Below are 25,936 nucleotides of genomic sequence, written 5' to 3'. Positions count from 1 at the left end.
GGGTTGCTGCGAACAAGGGCGCTTTGTGGCGTGTGGCACGCGATGTGCCGCAGACCCGGTGAGGGCGAGCAGAGACGCCAATCGCGCAACCGGGGCGGCCGTCACGGCAGATCGCGTGCGGACGCCGAGGTTCTCATGGGGGCACGCGCGCTCGGGACCGAGCTGCAAGAGGAGGACTCTGCGATGAGTTGGATCGTGAGACTGGCACTGCTCGTGGCAGCCGTGGGATTGAACGCGGGCTGCGCCGAGGAGCGGAAGCCGATCAGCCAGGTGCAGGCGAACGCGCTGGCGAAATCGTTCTTCGTCGGCGCCGATCTGCAGAGCAAAGAGGACGATCCGGAGTTCTGGACGCGGACCACGGTGGTCGACGTGGGCTACGGCGCCTCGCAGGACGGGCTGTTTTCGTCCTCGTACGCGCAGGCGGAGGTCGCGCGCATCAAGTGGATCGTCCAGGAAGATCTCCTGATCGGGCGCCTCACCTACGAGCGCGTGAACGACACCGACGGCAAGGGGGCCGGCGCCGCCACGGACGACGGCGTCGTGGCCGTCGCGTACAAGATCCTCTCGCATTTCGACGTCCAGCGCGATTACAACCGGGCGACGGGGGAAGAGAGCAACGTCGTCGTCGAAAACACGACCGACCGTCCCTGGTATGCGCGGGAGTACATGCGGGTCGACTGGTCGAAGAACCTGAACGTCGACTCCTACGACTTCGATACGCTGTCGCTCATCGGCGTCTACGGCGGCGTGAAGTACGAGCCGCTCTCCTACTACGTCAGCGATCCGAGCCACCCGGACGCGCCCCACTTCGACTCCGAGGAGGGATATTTCGACGTCACAAACAAGGCCTTCGCGATGCCACAGCTCATCGATCTGAGCCACCTCGGGTGGGGCATCGACAGCTTCCCGGCCTGCATGCTCGACGCGGACTTCCCCGGCGGCACCGCGCCGGTGGGGTCCTGCAACCCGGTCGAGGTCACGCTCCGGCAGTCCTTCCGCCGCGTCGTCGATCGGGACTACGAGCCCGCCGAGTGGGACGGGTACCGGTTCCGGGCGTTCGGCCCCTTCCTGCGAGAGCGCTTCGGCTACGCGCGCAACTACGGCATGAGCGACGCCAAGTGGCACCGCATGATCACGCGGTACAACCTCTGGGAACGCAGCCACTACTACGCCGATCCGGAGCGCATGACGGGCGAGATCCCCTGCTTCACGCCCGAGACCACCCCCGCCTCCGCCGATCCGCACCGCGACGACGACAAGAACGGGACCGAGGACGAGTGCGAGGCGGTCACGGGGGCGATGATGGACCGGGAGGGGGCGCCGGTGACGGTGGGCCCCGGCTCGCGGTGCGACGCCTTCAAGCAGCGGTGCACCCTGCCGTACCAGCGGCGCAAGGCCGTGCCGCAGCCGTGGTACGTGACATCGAGCAGCCACCCCGACTACTTCGACGCCACGGACTGGGCAGCCCACGAGTGGGATGTCGCCCTGCGCAGCGCCGTCGTCACCGCCAGGTACGCCGAGTGCGTCCGGACGGCGGGCGACGCGGCGCGCTGCCGCGCGGAGTTCCCGATCTACGACGGGCAGATGGACGACAGCGCCGACGCCATCGCGCTCGCGCGCGAGGTCGACGCGTGCCGGCGCGGCGGGGCGCGGGAGGGGCAGGGGTGCGACGCCCTCGCCGACGAGCTCGGAAAGCAACGCGGCTACGCGCCTGGCGTCGTCGCGCTCGCCAAGATGCCCGAGGCGATCGTGGTCTGTCATAGCCCTGTCGAGGCGACCGACCCGGAGGCGTGCGGCGGCCCCCGGCTCCCGGAGGGCGTGACCGCCAGGATGTGCAGCGACGAGCGCCGCAAGGAGGCGGGGCGCGATCCCGCGCTGATGAAGGCGTGCCGTGAGGCGCTGAACGCGCGGATCGGCGACCTGCGCTATCACCAGATCAACAACTTCGAGGCGCCGCAGTCGCCCTCGGCGTGGGGCATCTACAGCGACTCGGAAGACCCGCTCACCGGCGAGAAGATCGCGTCGAGCATCAACGTCTGGACGCACGTCAGCGACATGTGGAGCCAGGGCGTCGTCGACACGGCCCGCTACATCAAGGGAGAGCTGAAGACCGAGGAGGTCACCGACGGCGACTACGTCCGGGACTGGGCGCAGGCGAGCGACGGGGCGTCGAAGGGCGGCGCGCTGCCGAGGCTCACGCGCGAGGAGATCGCGCGGCGGATCGCCCGGTCCGCCGGGGTGGACGCGGGGGACGCGGAGGACGCGTCCGGCCAGATGGCGCGCGATCCAGCGCTGCGCGAGAGCCTCCGGCGGCTCTCGAAGGAGGTGCGCGCGATCGCGGCCGACGCGACGGCGCCGGACAGCATGCGCGCGGTCTACGAGGCGCGCCGCAGATCCGCGGTGGGCACCGAGCTGGAGGCCGAGCTCACGACGAAGAGGATCCAGGAGCTCACCGGCGTGGAGGCGCTGCCGCTCACGGACGAGGTGATGCGCTTCGCCTCGCCGCTCCGAGGGGCGAACCCGAGCGTGCAGCGCGAGCTCAGGAACCTGAGGGAGCTCGCGCTCGCCGAGCGCGGCGCGTGCGTCCTGCACGAGGCGCCGGCGCCGCTCGCGACAGCCAACCTGGCGGACATCCTCGAGGAGAAATTCGCGAGCAAGCACGGCCGCTTCGGCGAGGGAGACGCCGCGCAGAAGGTGCGGCGCGCCGAGGCCATGCGGCGCTACCTCGCGCAGCGGGCGCACTACGCGGTGATCCTCCACGAGATGGGCCACTCCGTCGGCCTGCGCCACAACTTCGTGAGCTCGTCCGACGCCTGGGGCTACCGGCCGCAGTACTGGCAGCTGCGCACGAACAACGGGCGGGTGAAGACGCGGTGCGAGACGCTCTCGGAGGACGGCGAGGCCTGCGTCGGGCCGCGCTACTACGACCCCGTGACCGAGAACGAGCGGAAGAACCTGCTCTGGATGTTCATGCACTCGTCGACCATGGATTACGCCGGCGAGCCCACGCAGGACCTCATCGGGCTCGGCGCCTACGACTTCGCCGCGGCCCGCATGTTCTACGGCGACGTCATCTCGGTGCACGCCGACCCGAGCTACAGGGCGGCCACCCCGCGCGGCAAGGGCATGCTCGCCAAGGTCGACGACTTCGGCGGCATCCTCGGCTTGCAGCCCGAGTACGACGACGAGGACATCCATTATTCCGACCTGCAGAACAAATACAATCTGATCCAGCCGGGGAGCTGCGTCGAGGTCGACCCGAGCGCGTACATGCCCTCGGGCTGGAACGAGGAGCGGGACGGGGTCTGGCACCCTGTGCTCGATGGGCAGATCGTGCCGGTCGACGGCAAGTACACGCGGTGCCGGCAGCAGAAGGTCGATTACGTGACGTGGCGCGCGCTGGAGACGCCGGACGGCGCGAAGGGGCCCTCGGTGGATCCCGCGGGGCGCACCCGCGTGCCCTACGGGTTCGCGACGGACCGGTGGGCCGACCTCGGCAACCTGAGCGTGTACCGGCACGACAGCGGCGCGGACGCCTACGAGCTCTTCAACTTCTTCATCACGCAGCAGGAGGTGAATCACATCTTCGACAACTACCGCCGCGACCGGCAGGCCTTCAGCGTGCGCGCGGCGTCGGAGCGGACCTTGAACCGCTACAACGCGAAGATGCGCGACGGCGCGAAGGGCCTCGGGCTGGTCGCGAACATCTACCGCGAGTTCGCGCTGGACCGCGGTTACGACTTCGACACGTTCTGGGTCCACGCCGCGGGCAGCACCTTCAAGGAGAACATCCTCGCGGCCGGGATCGCGTTCGATCACTTCGCGCTCCAGATGGCGCGCCCGCAGCCGGGCGAGCACTTCCTGCCGACAGGGGACACCGTCCTCCGGTCATCGAGCGACGTCTTCGGCGAGCCCGGGGCCACGGTGGTGGTCGTTCCAAACGGCGCGACGGGGTATTTCGGCGACATTGCCCTGGGCGGCAAGCCGCTCGAGAACGCGCTCGCGGAGGACAAGGGCGAGTACGACTCGTCGTACACGATGAACGCCGGCTCCTATTACGACAAGGCGTGGGTGGCGATGCTGATGACCGAGTCGGTCGACAACTTCATCAGCGACTCGCGGCACGACTTCCTCGACGCGCGCTACCGCGCTGTCTCGCTCGCCGACGTGTTCCCGGAAGGGTACCGCCGCTGGCTCGGCAACAACCTCACGGGCGACGACGCCATCAAGGGCGTGCGCGTCGAGGCGGACGAGCGCGGCCGGCCTGTCCGGGATGCGAGCGGGTATCCGGCCAGCGCGCTCGGTTGGACCTCGTGGTGGAGCGAGAGCGGGCCGGAGAGCTGCTTCCCCGGCGCGGGGAGCATCGTCTGCAGCGCGTACGGCGCGGTCGACAGCGCGCCGTGGAACCCGCGGGCCCCGGCCAAGGTCGCCATCGTCGACCCGCAGATCGGCTGGGAGCAGCAGAAGTTCCTCATCGCCTGGACCCTCCTCTACCTCCCCGAGAACCAGAAGCAGAGATGGCTGGACATGATGCACATCTGGGAGACCGGGGCGGACACCGATCCTGGCTTCCCGAACCGGATCGAGCTCCACCATCCGTCCGGGAGGGTGTTTGTGGCCAAGGCGTACGGGACCGAGACCATCTTCGGCAAGGTCGTGCAGAAGGGCATCGGCGCGCGCGTCCTGGAGCATGGGAATGAGCTCCTGGCCAGGGCGTATGTCACGGAGGCAGGCCCCGACCTCGACGGCGATGGCAAGGCGGACTGGCACAAGGTGAAGCTGAGCCCGGAGAGCGGGCAGCCGATCGTGCGGTGGGATCCGACGGTCGCCGCCATCGCGCCGGACGGTGAGGTCCTGACGGACGGCGTGCCCGGCTGCGAGGAGGACTCCGCCGCAGACGACGACGATTTCAGCGATTTCTACAGCTGCACGTGCTCCTCGAACCGCGCCTGCGTCGCGCTCGAGAGCTATGTCTCCGTGCCGGTCTTCATGCGCCAGGCGCTGTCTGCGTTCAAGCTGGGCGACCCGACGATGAGGGGCCTTCACTGAGCCCGATACCGCGACGGACGCTGTCAGGGGGGCCCGATCGCGGCCTCAGGCAGGCCCGGCGCAAGGGTCGTGGCATTTTGCCGCACGGGGGCGATTCGCCCCATGCGTGCGACCCGTTCGCCCGCGGTCCTGGACGCGGGCCGCCGTGGCGCAGGTCTTGCTGAACTTTTCCACGAAATGAGCTGCTGTTGGACACCGCCCGTTCCAGGCGTCTCCTGTGTCGGTGACGCAGGACGGCCGGGCAGGTCGCGGTTCCGACGAGTCGCACCCCGAGCTTGCCATCGTGGAGCGCCGATTCCGCCGTAGCGCCGGTACCTGGACACCGGGAGCGTGAAGAAGAGGGCTTTTTTGCGTCGCGAGCGCTGAAGCATCGGTTGCCCGAGGGCACACAGAGAGAACGAGCCATGGACTTCGAGAATGTCACGCATGGCCAGAGGGCGCAGGCACGCGTGGGAGCGGTGCTCAACGGCGCGTGGCGGCTGGACGCGCTGATCGGCCTCGGGGGAATGGCCGCCGTGTATGCCGCGACGCACCGGAGCGGCCAGCGGGTCGCGATCAAGCTGCTGCACCCTGAGCGGGCGAGGGACAAGGTCGATCGGGCCCGGTTCCTCCGCGAGAAGGCGATCGTGAACACCGTGAGTCACCCCGGGGTCGTGGCGGTGCTCGCGGATGACGTGACCGAGGATGGGTCACCCTTCCTGGTGATGGAGCTCCTGGAGGGAGAGACCCTCCTCCAGCGCTGGAAGGCGCAGAAGGGCCCGCTGCCTCCTGCCGAGGTCCTCTCCGTGAGCGAGCAGATCCTCGACGTGCTCGCGGCCGCGCACGATAACGGGGTCGTTCACCGGGATCTGAAGCCCGACAACATCTTCCTCACGCGCGAGCACTCGGTGAAGATCCTCGATTTCGGCATCGCGCGCCTGCGGCTCCCCTCGGGGCAGACGTCGCTGGTGGGGCTGCGGGCGATGGGGACGCCGGCGTACATGCCGCCCGAGCAGGCGCGCGCGCGCTGGGATCTCGTCGATGCGCGGACGGACATCTGGGCGCTGGGGGCGACGATGTTCTCGCTGCTCACGAACCGGTACGTGCAGGACGCGTCGACGGTCAATGAGCTCTTCTTCCTGCGGATGACGTGCCCGATCCCGTCGCTCGCGAGGATCCAGCCGTCGATGCACCCTGTCGTGGTGCGGGTGGTGGACCGGGCGCTCGAGTTCGCGCAGGCGGATCGCTGGCCCGACGTGCGGTCGATGCTGGCGGCGGTGCGCGAGGCGCAGGCTGCGGTCGCGGTCGCGCCGCCCGCGCGGAGCACCCTCGTGCCGCCGTCGCGGAGCACCCTCGCGCCGCTGCCCCGGAGCACCATCACGCCACCGCCGCCGCGGGGTGCGCTCGCGCCTTCGACGGAGGTGCGCGACCTCGGCGCGCTCGATGCGCGGTCGCCGTCAGGTCGTCCCCAGGCCCAGACGCGGCCTCCCCGGACGCCGGGGCTCTCGTCGCCGGCGTCGCTCTCCACGATCCCGGGTGCGATCTCGACGATCCCCCGCGCGCCTTGAAGCGAGCGTCGGGCGGTCAGGGCCCTCAGCCCTCCGCCCGGGCTCGCTCCGGCGCGCATTTCGCGTGAGCGCGCGGTCTACGCGTTCAAGCCGGCGAGCAGCTCGCTCGGCCGCAGCACGGCGCGTCGCTCCGACTCCCGCCGGGAGAGGAGCGTCTCGTAGATATCCATGTAGCTCGCCATCATGCGCTCCGCCGAGTAGCGCCCCAGCGCGAGCTTCCGCCCTCGCTTGCCCATCGCTGCGGACCGCCGGGGATCTGCCTTGAGCTCGGCGAGCTTCGCGGCGAGCGTGTCGACGTCGTCCGAGGGCACGAGGAAGCCTGTCTCTCCGTCGGTGATCAGGGCAGGGATGCCGCCCACGGCGGTCGAGACCACGGGCAGGCCGGTGGCCATGGCCTCCACCATGGAGAGCGGCAGCCCCTCCGACGTCGACGACAGGACGAAGACGTCGCTCGCGGAGAGGAGCTCCGGCACGTCGTGCCGCTCGCCGGCGAACACGACGCGGTCGCCGATGCCGAGCTCCTCGGCGAGGGCGCGCAGCGAGGCGGCCTCCGGCCCGTCTCCGACGAGGAGGAGGCGCCCGTTGTCCGACAGAACCCCCGCGGCCGCGCGGAGCAGGAGGGCGTGGTTCTTGACCTGCGACAGGCGCCCGACCGCCCCGGCGACCCACGCGTCCTGGGGGATGCCGAGCTCGGTCCGGATGCGGCGCCGGGCCACGGAGTCCGGCCTGAACCGGGAGAGATCGATCCCGTTCAGGACCACGTGCAGCTTCGAGCTCGGGACCTCGTTGTGCTTCAGCATGAAGTCGGCCGTCGGCTGCGACACGGCCACGTGCGCGTCGGCGAGCCTGGCCGCCATGTGCCGCAGCCACGCCCTGCGGCCCTGATCGAACATGGCGCCATGCAGCGTGTGGCACACGGGCACGCGGTGGAGCCGGCCCGCGGCCGTCGCGTAGATGAGCGGCAGCTGATTGTGCGAGTGCACGATGGAGACACCATGCTTGGCGAAGAACGCCGCGAGCTTCCCGGGGAGCTTGAGGTCGAAGCCGGGGCGCTTCGGCAGCATGTGCACCGCGACGTCGCGCTCCCGGAGCTGCGCCGCGCGCGGCCCATCGGGGTTCGTCTCGATGCCCACGACCATCACCTCATGCCCCGCCGCGCGCTGCAGCCCGGCCAGATCCACCACGACCTGCTCCGCGCCTCCCACCTGGAAGGAGTTCAGCACGTGCGCGATCACAAGACGGTTGTGGTGCGCTCGGGTCATCGGTGCATGCTGGGTCGTCTTCATAGGGTAATCTACACTCATGGTTTCCCTCTAGGGTGCGCTCTGACGCATGTGGTCTGACCTGAGAGAAACCCCTCCTTCGTGTCCTCGTCCCGTGGGGGAGGTTACCACAGAGTCTATGAGGCAAGGAGCTTTCTCCGTGGTTCTCTCCAACATGCCTCGTACCTCTGGGTTGACGTGAGGGGATGCCTTCACCGGACGGTCAGTCGACTACGTGAAAGGTCTGCTGTGGCACATGGCGACAGCTGTGACAAAAAGGGCACCGCCGTGGCGCCACGCGTCGCGGCGCCGCGCTCGTGCGCAGCAGCCACGACGCGCCGGAATTCCGGCAGGGCTCGCGGGAGCTGCGCATTTTTTTCGGTGCCGTTGAAGAGCCCAGTGTTCACGATGTCACCGACCGGGCTCCTTGCGAAAAGCGTGCAAGCTCCACCACGGCCTGGCCCGGCACCCGGGTCCAGGTGTTCCGATGGTGTGAGCCGTCCTACATTATGGGGAGGGCCCGGGGCGCGTCGGGGCTCCTGGCGCGCGTGGAGGCGTCCGCTTGCTGCTGTCCGCGGCGGAGGGGGATGAGGGCGGGGCGTGCGCGGCGGCGGCGCGGCCGCTCGCCGTGCGGTGTGTCGGGAGCAAGGCTGAGGGGCTGAGCCAGCTGTCCCCTGTCCTCAGGGCTGTGGTGGGGGGGGACAGGGGGCAGCGGGTCGAGAGGTGGGGCTCACGGTCACGTGAGCATGGCCCTGCGGTCGTTCGGCATCAGCGCTCGGGCACCTCGGCGCAGACCGCGAAGGTGGTCAGCGCCACCGTCTGCCCCTTCTTGCCGTAGCCGTTCTCGAACACGGCGGTCGACGTCCAGCCCGGGCGGCCTTGGTCGGCGGCGTCGAACGGCGAGTTCTCAACCACCCTGCTGGTCGCCTGGGCTCCGCCGGAGATCGAGAATCCACCGCTGATCACGACTTCACCCGCGTTGCAGAGCGCCTTGACGTTGACGAACGTGCTTGTCGGCCCTGCCTCGCGCGTCACGGAGACCACGTGGATCTTGGCGATTCCGGGTGACCCCATGGGTCCCTGCGCGCCGCTCTCGCCCTTGGGTCCGGCCGGCCCCTGGAGGCCCCTTGCGCCGTCGGCGCCCTTGAAGCCCTGGGAACCGATGGTGCCTGCGGGGCCCTGGGGGCCGCGCTCGCCCTTGGGACCCTGGAGGCCCTGAGGGCCCATCTCACCCTTGGGTCCGACCGGCCCGGCCGGCCCCTGAGGACCGCGCGCGCCGTCGACGCCCTTGAAGCCCTGGGTACCGATGGCACCCGTGAGGCCCTGAGGACCGCGCGCGCCGTCGACGCCCTTGAGACCCTGGGGACCGATGGCGCCCGTGAGGCCCTGAGCACCGCGCGCGCCGTCGGCGCCCTTGAGGCCCTGGGGACCGATGGCGCCCGTGAGGCCCTGAGCACCGCGCGCGCCGTCGGCGCCCTTGAGGCCCTGGGGACCGATGGCGCCCGTGAGGCCCTGAGCACCGCGCGCGCCGTCGGCGCCCTTGAGGCCCTGGGGACCGATGGCACCCGTGAGCCCCTGAGGACCGCGCGCGCCGTCGACGCCCTTGAGACCCTGGGGACCGATGGCACCCGTGAGCCCCTGAGGACCGCGCTCGCCCTTGAGACCCTGGGAACCGACCTCGCCCTTGGGCCCCTGGAGGCCCTGAGGGCCCATCTCGCCCTTGGGTCCGACCGGCCCGGCCGGCCCCTGAGGACCGCGCGCGCCGTCGGCGCCCTTGAGACCCTGGGGACCGATGGCACCCGTGAGCCCCTGAGGACCGCGTTCGCCCTTGAGCCCCTGGGGACCGATGGCACCCGTGAGCCCCTGAGGACCGCGCTCGCCCTTGAGGCCCTGGGAACCGACCTCGCCCTTGGGCCCCTGGAGGCCCTGAGGGCCCATCTCGCCCTTGGGTCCGACCGGCCCGGCCGGCCCCTGAGGACCGCGCTCGCCGCGCTCGCCCTTGAGGCCCTGGGAACCGACCTCGCCCTTGGGCCCCTGGAGGCCCTGATGGCCCATCTCGCCCTTGGGTCCGGCCGGCCCCTGAGGACCGCGCGCGCCGTCGACGCCCTTGAGGCCCTGGGGACCGAGCTCGCCCTTGGGCCCCTGGAGCCCCTGGAGACCCCTTGCGCCGTCAGCGCCCTTGAGGCCCTGGGGGCCGATGGCACCCACGAGCCCCTGCGGCCCACGCTCGCCACTGACCCCCTGATGGCCCATCTCGCCCTTGGGTCCCATGGGCCCCTGAGGACCGCGCGCGCCGTCGACGCCCTTGAAGCCCTGAGGGCCTATCTCGCCCTTGGGTCCCACGGACCCCTGAGGACCGCGCGCGCCGTCGACGCCCTTGAGGCCCTGGGGACCGATCTCGCCCTTGAGCCCCTGGAGGCCGTGCTTGCCGTCAATGCCCTTGAGGCCCTGAGGGCCGACGAGCCCCGCCTGCCCCTGCGCGCCCGGCTCGCCGCGCTCACCCTTGGGCCCCTGAGGGCCCGTCGGCCCCTGAGGACCGCGCTCGCCCTTGGGCCCCGCCGGCCCCTGAGGACCGCGCGCGCCGTCGACGCCCTTGAAGCCCTGAGGGCCCATCTCGCCCTTGAGCCCCTGAGGACCGCGCGCGCCGTCGACGCCCTTGAAGCCCTGAGGGCCGATCTCGCCCTTGAGCCCCTGGAGGCCGTGCGTGCCGTCAATGCCCTTGAGGCCCTGAGGGCCGACGAGCCCCGCCTGCCCCTGCGTGCCCGGCTCGCCGCGCTCGCCCTTGGGCCCCTGAGAGCCCGCCGGCCCCTGAGGACCGCGCTCGCCCTTGGGCCCCGCCGGCCCCTGAGGACCGCGCGCGCCGTCGACGCCCTTGAGGCCCTGAGGGCCCATCTCGCCCTTGGACCCCTGGAGGCCGTGCGTGCCGTCAATGCCCTTGAGGCCCTGAGGGCCGACGAACCCCGCCTGCCCCTGCGCGCCCGGCTCGCCGCGCTCACCCTTGGGCCCCTGAGGACCGCGCTCGCCCTTGGGCCCCACGGGCCCCTGGGGCCCCTGAGGACCGCGCTCTCCCTTGAAGGCCTGCTGACCCACGAATCCTTTGGTCTGCTCTGCATCGTCGGCCCAGCCCACGCCTGCGCTGACCATCACGCCCGCAAGCCCGGCGACGATTCCAGCAGAAACCGCACTCGTTCGATACTTTTGCATGTGAGTCCGCCTTTCTATCGATTTCGAGCTTCGGTGCGCTCGATTCCCGCAGACAGTCGTGTTCAGATGAGGTGGAGCCCACAGGCGAGCGAATCGGGCGAAGGGCGACTCCGAGGCGGATCTCCGCCCTTGCCCAGCCCCGACTTCTCGACGAAAGTCCCACCAATTACCGGCACGAAAAGCCAGGGCGATGCGTCGATACGACACCTGGCGGGTCGCGCCACGACGCGGGCGCAGCCAGATGCTGCCAGCGTTCGAAGGCTCCAGTCGCCAACCCGCTGTGTCTGGAGCGATCCTAAGTTAATGGGGGCGGTTCACCAAGCCCCCAGCTGAGGGGTTGACAACCACGGCTCCTGCCGGCGCGCGTCCGCGGAGCGCCAATTGGCCGCCGCGACGCCCGCGAAGCCCGGGCGCTCTGCGGGATTCGAACGAAGGCCGAGCACGGCGAACGCCTGGAAAAGCAGCAGCTCGCGCCCGCGAGCGCGCAACGACGCCAGGAGAGCATCACCGCGAAAATGAGGAGATGGTTTCAGCGCTCCGGAGGCATGTCGGGCGAATCGAGTCGCCGCCGGAACACCCGCGTTTCATCTGGAACGCGGAGAACGACTTGCCGGAGCGCCGGCTAGGCGCCGGCGGCGAGCGCTTCGGCGAAATTCCGCGAGAGCCTCCTCGCCGCCTGCTCATCCGGCATCCCGGCGTGGACCACGAGCGCCCGATCGACGTCGCGCCGCGCCTCGTCCTCGAGCGCGGCGAGCGCCCCGCGCCGCGCCTCCTCGACGCGCCGCCGCTCGGCGGCCGAGAGCCGCGGCCGCACCCAGACGTCGATCGCCCACGAGAGCTTCGCGTGCCGCGCCTCGTCGCGCGCGATGCGCGTCATCACGCGCCGGACCAGCGGATCCTGCGCGGCGCGCCCCTGCCACATGCCGACCAGCGCGCCGTACGTCTCCCTCACGCACCCCTCCATCGCATTGTCGATCGCGAGCTCCTCCAGCGATCGGACCGGCCTCGGCTCCACCCGCGGCGGCTGCCAGCGGCCGCCGTAACGCGCCGAGAGGCTCCGCATCACCCGCGCGTGCCGCACCTCGTCGCGCCCGGCGATGCGCGCCCGCTCCACGAGCGGCCGCGGCGCCCCGTGATGGACGAGCTCGCGCCCGAGCACCTCGAAGGCCCGGACGCTCGCCGCCTCGAGCTGCGCCACGTTCGCGAAATACGCCCCGACCTGCGTCGCGCCCCGGCCCGCGGTCCGCAGCAGCCCCGCCGGCCTCCGGCCGACGCAGGCGCCCGACTCCGACTCGATCACCTCGGATTCCAGCTCCTGCACATCGCCGCCCGCGTCGACCCCGAGCACATAGAGCGTGCGCTCGATCGGAGCACAGGTCTCCGTGTACCTCGTCGCGAGCACCTCGTACGCGTCCCCGGCGGGCCGGACGCCGCCCTCGTCAGGCTTGCTGCAGCGGACGGTGTAGTCCGCCAGCGACGCGGCGAGCACCGCGTCCGCGGGCGTGTTCACAGGGCCGAGCCACGCCATCACCCCGTCCCGCGTATCGAGGACGGTCACCTCGTCGCCCGTGTTGACGATCAGGACGTGATCCGGGCAGAAATCCACGCAATCTCCGAGGCGGAACCCCTTGCTGGACGTGGCCGCCGCGATCTTCTCCTCGCAAGCCGGCCTGTCCGCCGCCCCGGAGCACCTCTCCCCCATGGACTCGAGCGCGTTCGTCGTCGGGCCCTCCGGGCCCGTGGACCTCCGTAGCTCGACGTAGTCGGCAGGAGCCCCGGGCTCGACCCCCGCCAGGTACGGGGTGCGGCCGTCGGCCGCGCAAGGGAGGGTCTCGAAGCCGCTTGTGTCGATCCCGCACCCGCCGACGAGGGGCGCGAGCGAGAGCGACAGGACACGACGCAGGATCTTGTCGATGGAGTTGGGAGAGGCCATATGCGTCCGCACGAAACAAGTTCTGTGCCGCTGCGAACGGCGCGTGCAGCTCGCGCTTTGCGCGGACGGTGAGCGTCCCCTGCCTGACATCGTCGTCGCACCGGGCGCCAGGGGAGCGCCCGACGAGGGCGGCCGCCGTCGAGCGCGGGCCCCGCGCCGGCCGCACGAGGCACCCAGAGCGACCGTGGGCCGCACTGTGTCAGGGCCCGATCCGGGGCGACGCTCCCGCCCGGTCGACCCCGCGGGTGCATCGCCGTGGCGGACCCGGTAGGATCGCAGGATGGTCGCCCTCGACAGGAACGAACCTGACGACTACCCCGCTGTCCTCTCGACGGAACGCCTGAGCCTCCGCCCCCACCGGGCCTCCGACGTCCCGTTCATGATGGAGCTGAACGCCGATCCCGAGGTGCTCCGCTACACGGGGGACCCCGCGTTCGCCAGCGAGGACGAGGCGCGCGCGGTGATCGCGCGGCTCGCGCACCAGTTCGAGGCATTCCGCATGGGCCGGTTCGTCGTCTCGGACCGGAAGACGGGGGAGAAGCTCGGCTGGTGCGGGCTGAGGTGGCACGAGGACGACGAGCTCGCGGATCTCGGATACCGCTTCCTCCGGAAGCACTGGGGCCGAGGCTACGCCACGGAGTCGGCCGCGGCGTGCATCCGGTATGCGTTCGAGGAGCTCGGGCTCCCGCGCCTCGTCGCGCATGCGATGCTCGAGAACGCCGCGTCGGTCAGGGTGCTCGAGAAGCTCGGGTTCCGCCGGATGGGGCCAGGCGTGTGCAAAGGGTTCGCGGCGGAAGAGTTCGTGCTCCCGAGGCCGGCGCCGCCTCGGCTGGCGAGCGACGTGGCTCACTCGGGCAGCAGGTAGTCGAACGGCTTCCCCACGTTGCCTGCCCAGTCCGTGGCGCGCACGCAGAACCGGGCCGGCAGGGCGCGGGGGTCGAGGAAGATGGGAAACCGCCGGTATCTGAGCCACTCGGCGGCCGGATCATCGCAGTCGGTCGTGTCCTGGGGGCCGAAGCGGTACTCGAAGTCCGCGAGCTCCGGCAGGGAGAAGATCGGCTCGACGCGCATGCCCTCCGTCGCGTCTCCCCCGCGCGAGAGCTCGGGACGGCGCGAGGGCGGGGTCGTGTCGATCGTGGTGAGGACGACCGTGGGGAACGAGAGCGGCTGCCACGCGGCGTCGGGCGTCGCCGTCGGGCCGGCGAGCACGCAGAGCAGGTGGACCCCCTCGGCCTCGGGCAGCGAAAGGGCCGACAGCTCCTGGGAATCGAGCTTGATCGGGGCTGAATAGCCCTCTGGCCGGCGGCAGTCGACCTCGCCGGCGCGCCCCAGCTTGTAGCGGAAGAACCCGAGCGCGTCCCGCGCGCCGAGCGTCACATTCCAGGGGTTCGTCGCGCCGGTCACCGGGTCGCTCGGTCGCTCGCGGGGAGCGGGATAGGCCAGCACGTCGAGCGCCCGGCCGGCGTCGAGCGCGCAGCCCTCGCGATCCAGCGCGAAGCGACCGTCGTCCCCGAAGCAGGCGCTCACGCCGGTCACGTCGACGGCGTAGCTCGCGCCCCCGGACGACACCCCGGGGGGCGCGTCGATCTCGCAAGGCCTGCCGAGGAAGCAGTCGCCGTCGGGCGGGCTCCCCAGGGTCGTGGTGTTGACGATCGCATAGACCCGCTGCGCGTCGTCCAGCACCGGCGAGCCCGAGCTGCCGTTCGCGATGTCGGCGCAGCGGTTCCGGTGCGCGCCGAACCAGTGCCAGCGGAGCTCGACGATATCGAAGGTGCCCTCCTCGCTGCAGCGGGCGCGCCGCAGGAACTCCACCTCGAGCTGCGGCGCGCCGACCACCGACACGCGCGCCCCCGGAGGCGGCGCCGAGGGCGCGAGGCCGAGCGCGACGACGCCGCGCGCCGCGAGGGCGCCGATCGTCGTGTCGAGCTCGACCACCGCCAGGTCGGTGCCCTTCATCGTCGCATAGCGGATCGTCTTCGCCGGGACCTCCACCTGCGCGTCCTCGGTGTCGCCGAAGTAGTTGAAGATCATCCGCAGCTCCGGGGTCGCCTCGGTGTCCACGAACACCGCGTTGGCCGCGGCCTCCAGGGCCCACTCGTGGGTGCAGTGGGCGTTGGTCAGCACGTGCGCCGGCGCCTCGGGGCGCCCCGCGGGGTCGACGAGAAAGGCTGTGCAGGCGCCGGAGCCGAGCCCGCCGCTCAGCCGTCCCACCGCCCTGAAAGGAGCGCTGGCCTGGTCCCGCCCCGAGAGGAGCTCGGATTCCCCGGCTCCCGGCTCGCTCCCGCCCGAGCCGCCAGCGCCGGCCTCCCCGCCAGCGCCGGCCTCTCCGCCAGCGCCGGCCTCTCCGCCAGCGCCGGCCTCTCCGCCAGCGCCGGCCTCCCCGCCAGCGCCGGCCTCTCCGCCAGCGCCGGCCTCTCCGCCAGCGCCGGCCTCTCCGCCAGCGCCGCCCGCACCTGCCCCCGAGCCGCCGGCGCCTTGTCCGCCTGGGTCGCCGGGGGGCGACGACGGCGCGCAGGACGAGGAGACGAGGCAGGCGCAGGAGAGCTGCCCTGCGATCATCCACGAGAGAGAACGCGACATCATCGAACGAGCTCCTTGATGGCGGGACGCCGTAGCTTACCTGCTGCCTCTGCAGCCCGCCCGGCGCGATCCTGCTCGAGCGTCCCGAGCCCCTCCTTGACAGGCGGCCGAGGTCGTTTCATAAGTTGGTTGTACGACCAACCAATAAACTGGTGCGCCAGCGGGCGCAGGAGCGGCAGGATGCCTCGCCCGTCCAACACCGCCGAACGTCGAGCCCAGATCGCGCGCGCTCTCTTGATGGTCATGGCGGAGCGCGGCTATGAGGGGGCGTCCATCGGGGCCATCGCGGCGGCGGCTCACCTCGCGCCGGGGCTCATCCACTACCACTTCGAGAGCAAGCGAGAGATCCTGCTCGCCGCCGTCGCGCTGCTCGCGCAGGAGTATGCCGATCGGATCGAGCGGCGGCTCGCTCCCGCGGCGGGCGATCCGGAGGCCGAGCTCCGCGCGTTCATCGACGCGCACCTGCGGGTGGGCGAGGGGGCCGACCCGCAGGCGCTCGCGTGCTGGATCTGCGTGAGCGGCGAGGCGCTCCGGGACGCCGAGGTGCAAAAGGCGTTCGCGGGAGCGCTCGAGAGCGCGGTCAAGAAGCTCGCCGCGATCGCGCGGCGCGGCGCGCGGGAGCGGGTGTTCTCCTGCGCGCGCGGCGACGTGGACGCCGCGGCAGCGGCCATCGTGGCCACCATTCAGGGGTATTTCGTGCTCGCGGCCACGGCGCGCGATCTCATCCCCCCGGGCTCGGCCGCCGGCGCGACGTGGGCGATGGCGTCGGGGCTCTTCGGTCTCTCCTCGGCCACCAGGAAGGCGAGCCGCTGATGCGCTTTCCCCACCTGTCCTTGCGACGGCTCGGGCTCTTGACGTCGCTCTACATGTGCCAGGGTCTCCCGTTCGGGTTCTTCACCCAGGCGCTCCCCGTCCTCCTGCGCAAGCAGGGGATCTCGCTGGAGGGCATCGGCCTCGCCTCGCTGCTCGCGCTCCCGTGGGGGCTCAAGTTCCTCTGGGCGCCGCTCGTCGATCGCTTCTTCTTTCCCCGGCTCGGGCGCCGCCGCTCGTGGATCCTCCCCCTGCAAGGGCTCACGATCGTGGCGCTCGGGCTCGTCTCGCTGCGGGAGCCGGGGGAGGGGCTCTCCTCTGTCCTCGTGGCGGTGCTGATCGTCAATCTGCTCTCGGCGACCCAGGACATCGCCACGGACGGCCTGGCGGTGGACATGCTGGAGCCGCGCGAGCGGGGCTGGGCCAACGGCATCCAGGTGGCCGGCTATCGGGCCGGGATGATCGTGGGCGGAGGGGTGCTGCTCGTCTTCTTCGAGCGGCTGGGCTGGCGGCTCACCTTCGCCATCATGGCGCTGTTCATCGCGCTCCTGAGCGTCCCCACGCTGCTCGCCCGCGAGGCGGGGGGCGGGCGCGAGGGGGCGCGATCCTCCTCGTCGGTTGCCGCCATTGCCGCCTCGTTCTGGAAACGCCCTCATGCCCGGCGGGTGCTCGCGCTCATCGTCGTGTACAAGCTCGGCGACGCCTTTGCGGTCGGCATGCTCCGGCCGTTCCTGTCCGATCTCGGCCTCTCCCTCGCGGAACTCGGCTGGCTGCTCGGGACGGTGGGCTTCGTGGCGGGGCTGCTCGGCGCGCTGACCGGTGGGGCGCTTGTGCTGCGGCTCGGGCGGCGATCGTCGCTCGTCGGCTTCGCGGTCCTCCAGGCGGCGAGCGTGCTCGGGTACGCGTACGTCGCCCGCGCAGATGCAGGGGTGCCGCTGCTGACGGCGCTCTGCGCGTTCGAGCACTTCGCCGGAGGGATGGCCACGGCGGCGCTCTTCACGTGCATGATGGACTGGACCGATCGGGAGAGCGCCGCCACGGACTACACCGTTCAGGCCAGCGTGGTGGTGATCGCCACGGGGGTCGCCTCGGCCGCGAGCGGGTTCTCGGCGGGGCGCCTCGGCTATCCGTTGCACTTCAGCCTGGCGGCTGTTCTGGCGGCGCTCTCGCCGGTCCTCGCGCATCTGCTGTTTCCGAGCGCGCGCCTCCCTGCGAAGCTCGCGCTGGAGGAGGCCTCGTCGTCCGGGCGCTCGCCGGACCGGCACCCGGGAGAGCCGTCAACCGGCGTTTGACCTCCGCGGGGACGGCGCCCGCGGCCCGCTGGCGCCTGAAATAGGTGAGGCCCGGGACTGTAGCCTAGTCCCGGGCCTCGGTTTGCCGCCATCTGCGCACACCCACACGTTTAAGGTCAGAGGTCAGTCCTCACACCGTCGTGCTCTGCCATTGAACTACCGGCCATTGTGATCTGCGCGCCGGGGCGGGAACACCCCGGCGCCGCGCGAGGGGAGGCATCGCCTCACCGCGGCGCGGGCTGGCCAGGCTGGAATTGAACCAGCATCCGACGATTTTAGCCTCTTCCCGTTCGATTGGGTGATCGGCGGCGAATGCTCGAGCCTGGAGTGAGAGCTTGAGACCATTGATCGGGCCGGCGCTGCCTCTACCGAGTTGGGCTACCCCGCCGTGAAGGCGACGATGAAATGGCGGGGGCAGGGCTCGAACCTGCACTGGGGCGCCGTGCCCATCAAGCTGAGCTTGAGCTTCAACTTGCACTCCGCCGCCACGATATCGCCCCGGCGGCCGCCGCGCAAGCGCCGCCGGGGCAGGGGAGCGGGCGCGCGTCAGGCGCCGAAGATGAACCCGAGGACGGCGGCCCCGACCTTCTGCTCGTCGGCCGCCTGGTTGTTCGCCTCCTCGCGGGCGAACTTGACCGCCTTCTGCAGCTTCTCCACCCGATCGAGCAGCTCGTTGATGCGCCGCGCCGGCAGCGCGCCCGAGAACTTCACCGTCTTCCAGTAACCGACCACGATATCCTCGTGATAGACCTCCACCTGCGCGGGGTGCTTGTCCGTCGCCTCGGCCTTGACGTGGTTGCGCGGGATCTTCTTGGTCCGCGCGGTCTGCACCGGCTCGGTCGCCCAGGAGTCCGCGGAGGGATCGAACGTCCAGCTCTCGGACGCGTCGAGCACCGGCAGCTTCTTGATGAAGGTGTGCAGGTCGACGAGCTGCTTCTCCAGGAAGAGCAGGTAGGTCACCGGCGCCCCCGTGAGCAGCACCTTGCCGTCGACCACCACGTCCGCGCGCGCCTTGCAGTTGGCGTAGTCCTTTGTGGCCGTGACGTCGAAGAGCTCGCCCAGGATGTCGACCGTGCTCCGGATGATCTCCTCGGCCTTCGCCTGCACCCTCGTCGCCTCGGGCGGGAGCTGCTCCCCTTCCTCGTCCTTCGACCTGTAGGTGCGCGCGATCCCGGAGAGCAGCGCCGGCTTCTGCAGCGCGTGGTGCGCCTCGGTGAGGCGCTGGTGGGAGCGGGCCTTGACGCCCTTCTCGATGGCGATGATCTGGTTCAAGCGAGGCATGGCGGTCTCCTGGGGGGGGCTACCCTATCAGAGGAGCAGAGCGCCTGTCAGCGCCATCGCGCCGCGCGCGCCCTGCTACAGTGCGGCCATCGTGCACGCCACCACGAAGCTGTTGCTCATCCGGCACGGGGAGACCGACGACAACCGCGCGCAGGTCTTCCAGGGACAGGCGGGGCGCGGGCTCAACGCGCGCGGGCGCGAACAGGCCGCGCGGCTCGCCGAGCGGCTCGCCGGCGCGCGGATCCGGCTCTCGGCGGTCTACTGCTCCGACCTCGAGCGCGCCGAGGAGACGGCGGAGCGCGTGGCCTCGGCGCTGGGCCTCGAGGCCGTCGCGGACCCAGCGTTGCGGGAGGTGAGCCTCGGCGCCTGGCAGGGGCTCAGCCGCGCCGACGTGCAGGCGCGCTTCCCCGAGGAGTGGGCTGCATGGCGGCGCGGCGTCGATGTCCGGCGCGGGGGCGGCGAGACGTACGCGGAGCTCGGCGATCGCATGATGCGCGCGCTCGACCGGATCGCGGAGCGGCACGCGGGCGAGGCGGTCGGGCTGGTGTCCCACGGCGCGGCCATCAAGACCGCTGTCGGGCGGATACTCCAGATGGACGCCGGCGGGCTGAAGGCGCTGCAGGTGCTGGCGAACACGGGAGTCTCCCTGATCGAGCACGACCCGAGCAGCGGCTACCGCGTCGTCGTCTGGAACGACGCCGCTCACCTCGGCGACGCGCTGGCCGAGGCGCTCTCCGCGCCGCCGGCGTGAGGCGCGATGCGGTGGTCAGCCGTCCGACCCCGGACGGCCAGACGTCCGGTGCGGGTCAATCGCTCCGAGCGATCCCCGCCGGACGCCCTACGCCGACGGGAGCACGGCACTCCGGCTGTCGGTGTCTGTCTCGGTCTCGGCCGCATCCAGAGGGAGCTCCACGATGAAGGTGGCGCCGGCGCCCGGCTCGCTCTCCACGCGGATGGTGCCGCCGTGCGAGGTCACGATCGAGCGGACGATGTAGAGCCCGAGGCCGAGCCCGCCGAAGTTGCGGACCGACACCGCGCGCTCGAAGCGCTCGAAGATCCTGGCCTGATCCGCCTCCGCAATGCCCATTCCGTGGTCCCGGACCACGAGCGTCGCGCGCTCGGACTGCCCGCGCACGACGACATGAATGGGGCCGCCGGCGCCGTATTTCATCGCGTTGGACAGGAGGTTGATGAGGACCTGCTCTACGCGAGACGGATCCCAGCGCCCGACCACGGGCTCGTCCAGCTCGAGCTGGACGCCGCAGCGGGCGTCGGCGAGCTGCTGGCGCATGCGCTCGACGACCTCGCGCGTCAGGGCCGCCAGATCGACCGGCGTGCGCACGAGCGTCAGCCGCCCGGCGCTGAGCCGGGTCACGTCGAGCAGCTCGTTGACGAGGTGGGCGAGGCGCGCGATCTGGCGATTGAGGACCTGGAGCGCCGCGTCGATCCGCTCCGGGGCGATCTCGGCCCGCTGGTAACGACGCAGCAGCCGCTCGATGAGGTGCGCTTGCATCTTCAGCGAGGTCAGCGGGGTCTTGAGCTCGTGCGAGGCGACGAGGAGGAACTCGTCCCGCCGCTCGATGGCCTTCTGCGCCTCGGCGAACAGACGGGCGTTGTCGAGCGCGAGCGCCGCGCGACTCCCCAGCTCCTCGGCCAGCCACAGGTCGGCAGGGCCGTAATGGCGCCAGGGCGCGGTCGCCAGCAAGGTCATGACCCCGAAGCACCGGTCGCGCGCGAGGAGCGGAACCCGGAGGAACGCGTGAATGCCGAGCTGCCGCAGGCGCGGCGCGGCGCCGACGTCGCCCACCTCGGGCCGGACCGGCGACGCCGCGGTCAGGGGCCGCAGCGCGTCCTTCACGGCGTCGACCAGCTCGTCGGGCACGCCCGCAGTGGCCGTGTGTCCCGGGGCGTCGTGATCGAGGCGCACATCGACGAGGCACTGGTCGGCCAGCTCGGGCACCGCGAGCTGCGCCACGCTCTCGAGGGTCGTGCTGTAGCCGAGGGCCATCAGCCTGCGACCCGCCTCGGCCAGGAAGCGCTCGGCCTGCTCGGCCCGCTTGCGCTCGGTGATGTCCGTGGAGATGCCGCACAGCACGCCCGGCATGACCCCCTCGCCGAGCGGGAACTTGACCGACAGGAAGGTGTGCGGCCCGTCCTTCACCCATATCTCCTCCTCGAACTCCAGCGGCTCGCCCGCCTCGAGCACGCGCCGGTCGTTGCTCTGGAGGGTCTCGACGGTCGGCCTAGGAAAGAGCTCGACGTCGGTCTTTCCGAGGACCTCATGGCTCGACAGCCCCACGGCCTTGCCCGTCTGCCGGTTGGCGAGCACATACCGGCCCTCGCGATCCTTCAGATAGATGGCCGTGCTCGAGTTGTCCACGATCGCTTGCAGCGTCGCCTGGTTGGCCTTCAGCGCCTGCTCCGCCCGCCGGCGCTCGGCGTTCTCCTGCTCGACCTGGGAATAGAGCATGGCGTTCTCCAGCGAGATGGCCGACTGCGAGGCGAGCAGCTCGAGCACGCTGAGCCGCGCCGGGGTGAACGCCCCGGCGACGAGCTTGTTCTCCAGATAAAGCAGGCCGAGCAGACGGGCCTGCCGCACGATCGGGAGGCACAGCACCGATCTCGGCCTCCTCTGGGTGAAATACGCGTCCTCCGAGAACGGGTGTCTGGCGGCGGCGTCGTCGAGCAGCACGCGCTCGTGGCTCCGGCGAACGTAGTTGAGGATGGACCGCGGCAGCGCCGCCGCCGCCGTCTCGCCCGCGTCGAGCAGCCGCGCCGCGCCCCCGGAGGCCGCGATCGCCGCCGCGGTCGACAGGCGATCTTCCCGGACCAGGAGCACATAACCCTCGCCGGCGCCCGCGTGCTCGACCACGATGCGCAGCAGCATCTCGAGCAGGCGCGGGAGCTTGAGCTCGCCGGAGATGCTCTGCGCGGCCTTGACGACCGACAGGACGTCGAACTGCTCGGCCCGCACGGCGAAGGTGACCGTGGGGGCGATCGGTTTGCGCTCGACGAGATCGGGGTAGCGCTGGTCGAGCTGCTCCACCTTGGCGTGGGCGCCCCAGCGGAAGTAGCCGGCGCGTGCCCTTCGCAGGTAGGCGCCTTCGGGCGTGGACAGGCCGCGCGCGCGGTAGAAGCCCGCGGCGAGCTCGCAGGCGATGGCCTCGTGCTGGACGAAGCCGCCCTCCCGCGCCGATGCGATGGCGTGCTCGTAAAGCCGGATGGCCTCCGGCTCCTGCCCCAGGAGACGGGCGATCTCGGCGCGGACGAGGGTGTGCTTGTGAAGGAAGTTCGGGGGGCAGCTCTCCGCCCACTCGCCGAGCTGCCGCTCGCACTGGAGGAGCCCTTCGGGCGGCTGTGCCTCGCCGCAGACGGCGGCGAGCGCGAGCGCGTGATAGTAGAAGGTCTCGGCGACGAGCGCGTGCGTGTCGTTCTTCCCGTTGTAATCGACGACCAGACGGGACGACGCCGCGAGCGCCTCGCCCGGAGAGCCGAGGATGAACAGCGCCTGCGCCTTCAGGCTGTAATACAGGCTGTCAGCGCTGCGCGAGCCCGCTGGAGAGAGCCACTCCTCGAAGCCCGCCTGATCCAGCTCGGAGCCGTCCAGCATCGAGAAATGGACCGGCCGCCCGCGCAGCGTCTGGATGAGGTACCGGACGCCGAGGAGGACGGCATGAACGAACGCATAACCGGCCTTGCGCACGAAGCCGAGGCGGTCCTCGGTCTGGTGGAGGACGTCCTCCAGCGGCTCACCGCAGAGCAGCGGGAACGTCGGCGCCCAGATGCAGTTGTAACAGGCGTTGTTCCAGTCGCCGCATTCCACCGCGGCGTTGAAGCCGGCGCGCGTATACGGATACGTCTCTCTGTAGTGGCGCATCCAGAAGACGATCTGCTGTCCGAACAGCGTGAACACCGGGGATTTTATGGCGAGGACGGGGCTCCTGTCCGCCAGGTCGCAGGCGAGCTTGCCGAACAGATAAGCCTCCTTGTAGCGCCCGAACCGCGGGGCGAGCACCCGCGCGAAGGCGGCGTACGCGTGGGCGGAGCTCTCCGCATTGCCGTGGCGGAGGCTGAGCTTGACCATGCGCACCACGAGCAGATAGTGCAGGTCCGGGTCCACGAAGAACGCCGGGACGGCCACGCCCCGGAGGACCCCCATCGCGATCTTGAACTCCGGGTGCGTCATGGCGGGCAGATGGATCAGGTCCTCGATGGGCCGATCGCCCAGGATCTGCCAGACGCTCTCGGTCTCCTCTTCGGCCTGCGCGTCGGTGACAGGGAGCGGTACATCGATGTCCCAGGCGCGGAGGCACGAGAGCCCGAGCTCCACGGCGCGCGCGACCTGTCCGCGGGTGACGTTCAGCGCGACGGCGAGCTCGACGACAGCGGCCCTCTCGACCCTGGTCCTCGTGCGAGCCATGAGCTCTTCCAGGAGCCGCTCGGCTTCTTCGAAGCTGCCGATGACGTACGCGGCGTACGCGCGCTCCAGGCTCAGGTCGTGGGCGAGCTCGTACTGCGTCTCCCAGCGCTCCTCGGAGAGGAGGGCCATGCCCGCGGCGAAGAGGGCGGCGGCGGTCTCGTGGGCCGCCGCGGCCTTGGCCCTCCTGCCGGCGCGGAGGTTCAGCGCGGCGAGCTCGGCCCGCTCCGCCGGAGATCGGATGAGCGCGGCGCCGCGGTTGAGGTGGCCCACGATGTTGAAGAGCGCATCTTCGCGCTCCTCTGCGCGCTGGGCCTTCAAGAGTAGCTGGCCGATTCTCAGGTGCACCTCGGCGAGCTGCGCCGCGGGGATGAGCGCCTGGGCGGCCTGCTGCACCCGGTCGTGGAGGAACCGGTACGCGCCATTGCGGCGGAGGAGCAGCCCCTCTCGCACGGCCTCCGCGAGCGCCTCGCCGAGCTCCGTCGCCGGGCGCTTCGCGACCACCGCGAGGGTGTCGAGGATCAGGCTGCTGCCGAGGCACGCGGCGAGCTTGAGCGCGTCCTGCGCCGGGGCGGAGAGCCGCTTCAGCTTGCCCACCATCAGGTCGACGACGTTGTCGCTGAAGCCCTTGTCGCGGATCGCGGCGATGTCCCAGCGAAAGGCCCCCGCCTCCGCGTCGAAGGCGATGAGCCCCTCCTGGTGCAGCTCCATCAGGAACTGGATCGCGAAGAAGGGGTTGCCGCCGGTCTTCTCGTAGATGAGCCGGGCGAGCGGCTCGACCTGCGCAGCCGGGGCGTGCACCGCGCCGGCGACGAGCGCGCCGACGTCGGACGGAGAGAGCGGCGCGAGGACGATGTCGGTGACGAGGGCGCCGCGCTTTCGCGCGTCGGCCAGCATGAGCGACAGCGGGTGCGCCGGGCCGATCTCGTTGTCCCGGTAGGCGCCGATCAGCAGGAGGTGCTCGGCCTCGGCGTACGTGACGAGCTGCTCGAGCAGCTGGAGGCTCCCGGCGTCGGCCCACTGGAGGTCGTCGATGAAGAGCACCATCGGGTGCTCCTTCTGGACGCACGCGGCGACGAAGCGCTGGAGCGTCGCGTGGAACCGGTGCCGGGCCTCGACCGCAGGGAGCTCGGGTACCGGCGGCTGCGGGCCGAGGAGCAGCTCGAGCTCGGGGAGCACGCCGGTGAGCAGCCCGCCGCTCGCGCCGAGGGCCTCCCGCAGGCGCTGCCGCCAGCGCTCGAGCTCCTCCTCGCTCACGCACAGGATCTCCTGCACGAGCCCGCGAAACGCCTGAAGGAAGGCGTGGTAGGGGACGTCCCGCTTGAGCTGCTCGAACTTGCCGGAGAGGAAGAAGCCCCGCTCGCGCACGACCGGCCTGTGCAGCTCGGCCACGAGCGACGACTTGCCGACGCCCGAGTAGCCCGACACGAGCACGAGCTCGGGCAGGCCCTGCGCCACGACGCGCTCGAAGACGGCGAGCAGCGCCTCGACCTCGCGCTCGCGGCCGTAGAGCCGCTGCGGGATCTGGAACCGGTCCGAGACGTCGCGCTGCCCGAGCGGAAAGGCGTCGATGGCGCCGCGCGACCGGAGCTCGGCGAAGCAACGGTCGAGGTCGTGCCGGAGGCCGAGCGCGCTCTGATAACGCTCCTCGGCGGCCTTGGCCAGCAGCTTGAGCACGACCGCCGACAGCTGCGGGGGAATCGAGGGGACGATCGCGTGAGGCGAGGGCGGCGTCAGGGCGATGTGGCAATACACCCACTCCACGGGGTCGCTCGCCTGGAAGGGCAGGGTGCCAGTCAGCATCTCGTAGAAGGTGACGCCGAGGGAGTACAGGTCGGTCCGCTCGTCGATGGAACGGTTCATCCGGCCCGTCTGCTCCGGCGCCATGTACGCCAGCGTCCCCGCGATGAGCCCGTCGTGGGCGAGGTCCTCCGGCGCGCGGGGCGAGAGGCGGGCGATCCCGAGATCGGTGAGCTTCACCTCCCCGGTATCGGGGTTGTAGAGCAGGTTCTGGGGCTTGATGTCCTTGTGGATGACATGGTGCCGATGCAGCTCGGCGAGCGCGTCGGAGAGGCGCAGGGCGAGGGGGAAGAAGCGCTCGAGCGGCATCGGCCCGTCGAGGAGCTTGTCGAGCGAGCGGCCGCCGAAGTCCTCCAGGACCAGGGCCACCTGGTCGCCGAGCGCCTCGATCGCGTACGCCTTCACGATGACGGGCACGTCGAGCCGGCTGGCCACCTCGTGCTCGTGGCGCAGCCGCCCGAGGGCCTGAGGGCTGGCGTGGTCGCGCCGCAGGACCTTGAGCACGACCGGTAGTCCGTCTTCGTTGCGCCGCGCTCGATAGAGGATCGTGTCTGCCCCGGTGTGCAGGACCTCCAGCACGAGGTAGCGTGGACTCTGGGGCATAGGAAGATCATCGAAAGCCGGAGCGGCCTCCGAGGCGTCGACGTGGATCAAGATGTTGCCAAAAGTGCCGCGCTTCGCCATGGACAAATCGCGGCGCGCCCTCGCGCCGGCTCGCCTGCGGCGCCCCGGGTCGTGCCAGGTGTTCGTCGAAGCGGCGT

Annotated in this window: 12 protein-coding genes; 6 read left to right on the top strand and 6 right to left on the bottom strand. The window is 71.0% G+C overall.

Annotated elements, in window-relative coordinates:
• Positions 1 to 195 precede the first annotated feature (195 nt).
• On the top strand, positions 196 to 5,049 hold the full coding sequence (locus tag WMF36_RS29155; RefSeq protein WP_437574040.1) for a hypothetical protein: 4,854 nt from the start codon (positions 196 to 198) through the stop codon (positions 5,047 to 5,049).
• 404 nt (positions 5,050 to 5,453) lie between these two features.
• Positions 5,454 to 6,596 carry a serine/threonine-protein kinase gene (locus tag WMF36_RS29150; protein WP_437574039.1) on the top strand — a complete coding sequence of 381 codons (1,143 nt, stop codon included), beginning with the start codon at positions 5,454 to 5,456 and terminating at the stop codon, positions 6,594 to 6,596.
• Between the two features lie 77 nt (positions 6,597 to 6,673).
• Here the strand turns inward: WMF36_RS29150 and WMF36_RS29145 are convergent, their stop codons facing one another.
• The 3 genes from WMF36_RS29145 to WMF36_RS29135 form a co-directional block, all read right to left on the bottom strand.
• Positions 6,674 to 7,882 (bottom strand): glycosyltransferase, encoded by a 1,209-nt coding sequence (locus WMF36_RS29145; RefSeq protein WP_437574038.1) that lies wholly within the window; start codon positions 7,880 to 7,882, stop codon positions 6,674 to 6,676.
• A 744-nt stretch (positions 7,883 to 8,626) separates the two neighbouring features.
• Complete coding sequence (locus tag WMF36_RS29140) at positions 8,627 to 10,948, bottom strand: collagen-like triple helix repeat-containing protein (RefSeq protein ID WP_437574037.1); 2,322 nt, start codon at positions 10,946 to 10,948, stop codon at positions 8,627 to 8,629.
• Positions 10,949 to 11,684: 736 nt separating this feature from the next.
• Positions 11,685 to 12,995, bottom strand: a complete 1,311-nt coding sequence (locus tag WMF36_RS29135) for a ferritin-like domain-containing protein (RefSeq protein ID WP_437574036.1) — start codon at positions 12,993 to 12,995, stop codon at positions 11,685 to 11,687.
• A 280-nt stretch (positions 12,996 to 13,275) separates the two neighbouring features.
• On the opposite strand from WMF36_RS29135, the gene WMF36_RS29130 reads away from it, so the two are divergent.
• A complete protein-coding gene (locus WMF36_RS29130) occupies positions 13,276 to 13,860 on the top strand; it encodes a GNAT family N-acetyltransferase (protein WP_437574035.1) in 585 nt (194 codons plus the stop codon).
• Here the strand turns inward: WMF36_RS29130 and WMF36_RS29125 are convergent.
• Complete coding sequence (locus WMF36_RS29125; protein ID WP_437574034.1) at positions 13,842 to 15,578, bottom strand: trypsin-like serine peptidase; 1,737 nt, start codon at positions 15,576 to 15,578, stop codon at positions 13,842 to 13,844. The genes WMF36_RS29130 and WMF36_RS29125 overlap by 19 nt on opposite strands.
• Before the next feature lie 177 nt (positions 15,579 to 15,755).
• Here WMF36_RS29125 and WMF36_RS29120 point away from each other — a divergent pair, with 177 nt between their 5' ends.
• Positions 15,756 to 16,388 carry a TetR/AcrR family transcriptional regulator gene (locus tag WMF36_RS29120; protein WP_437574033.1) on the top strand — a complete coding sequence of 211 codons (633 nt, stop codon included), beginning with the start codon at positions 15,756 to 15,758 and terminating at the stop codon, positions 16,386 to 16,388.
• A complete protein-coding gene (locus tag WMF36_RS29115; RefSeq protein ID WP_437574032.1) occupies positions 16,388 to 17,677 on the top strand; it encodes an MFS transporter in 1,290 nt (429 codons plus the stop codon). The genes WMF36_RS29120 and WMF36_RS29115 overlap by 1 nt, the downstream gene beginning before the upstream one ends.
• A gap of 546 nt (positions 17,678 to 18,223) precedes the next feature.
• Here the strand turns inward: WMF36_RS29115 and WMF36_RS29110 are convergent.
• Positions 18,224 to 18,958 (bottom strand): DUF7873 family protein, encoded by a 735-nt coding sequence (locus tag WMF36_RS29110; protein ID WP_437574031.1) that lies wholly within the window; start codon positions 18,956 to 18,958, stop codon positions 18,224 to 18,226.
• 91 nt (positions 18,959 to 19,049) lie between these two features.
• On the opposite strand from WMF36_RS29110, the gene WMF36_RS29105 reads away from it, so the two are divergent.
• A complete protein-coding gene (locus tag WMF36_RS29105; protein ID WP_437574030.1) occupies positions 19,050 to 19,709 on the top strand; it encodes a histidine phosphatase family protein in 660 nt (219 codons plus the stop codon).
• An 87-nt stretch (positions 19,710 to 19,796) separates the two neighbouring features.
• Here the strand turns inward: WMF36_RS29105 and WMF36_RS29100 are convergent, their stop codons facing one another.
• Entirely contained in the window at positions 19,797 to 25,778 is a 5,982-nt protein-coding gene (locus WMF36_RS29100) for an AAA family ATPase (RefSeq protein WP_437574029.1), read from the bottom strand.
• Positions 25,779 to 25,936: the final 158 nt, after the last annotated feature.

Origin of the sequence: Sorangium sp. So ce887, from assembly GCF_051521455.1 — a bacterium.
GTDB lineage: Bacteria > Myxococcota_A > Polyangia > Polyangiales > Polyangiaceae > Sorangium.
The sequence above is the reverse complement of the archived record's forward strand: the minus strand, read 5'-3'. Positions and strand labels throughout refer to the sequence as shown.

Bases quoted from the DNA above. Each gene is read 5' to 3' on its own strand.
- WMF36_RS29150 (WP_437574039.1), top strand. From the start codon at position 5,454: ATGGACTTCGAGAATGTCACGCATGGCCAGAGGGCGCAGGCACGCGTG.
- WMF36_RS29145 (WP_437574038.1), bottom strand. From the start codon at position 7,882: ATGAAGACGACCCAGCATGCACCGATGACCCGAGCGCACCACAACCGT.
- WMF36_RS29135 (WP_437574036.1), bottom strand. From the start codon at position 12,995: ATGGCCTCTCCCAACTCCATCGACAAGATCCTGCGTCGTGTCCTGTCG.
- WMF36_RS29130 (WP_437574035.1), top strand. From the start codon at position 13,276: ATGGTCGCCCTCGACAGGAACGAACCTGACGACTACCCCGCTGTCCTC.
- WMF36_RS29125 (WP_437574034.1), bottom strand. From the start codon at position 15,578: ATGATGTCGCGTTCTCTCTCGTGGATGATCGCAGGGCAGCTCTCCTGC.
- WMF36_RS29120 (WP_437574033.1), top strand. From the start codon at position 15,756: ATGCCTCGCCCGTCCAACACCGCCGAACGTCGAGCCCAGATCGCGCGC.
- WMF36_RS29115 (WP_437574032.1), top strand. From the start codon at position 16,388: ATGCGCTTTCCCCACCTGTCCTTGCGACGGCTCGGGCTCTTGACGTCG.
- WMF36_RS29110 (WP_437574031.1), bottom strand. From the start codon at position 18,958: ATGCCTCGCTTGAACCAGATCATCGCCATCGAGAAGGGCGTCAAGGCC.
- WMF36_RS29100 (WP_437574029.1), bottom strand. From the start codon at position 25,778: ATGCCCCAGAGTCCACGCTACCTCGTGCTGGAGGTCCTGCACACCGGG.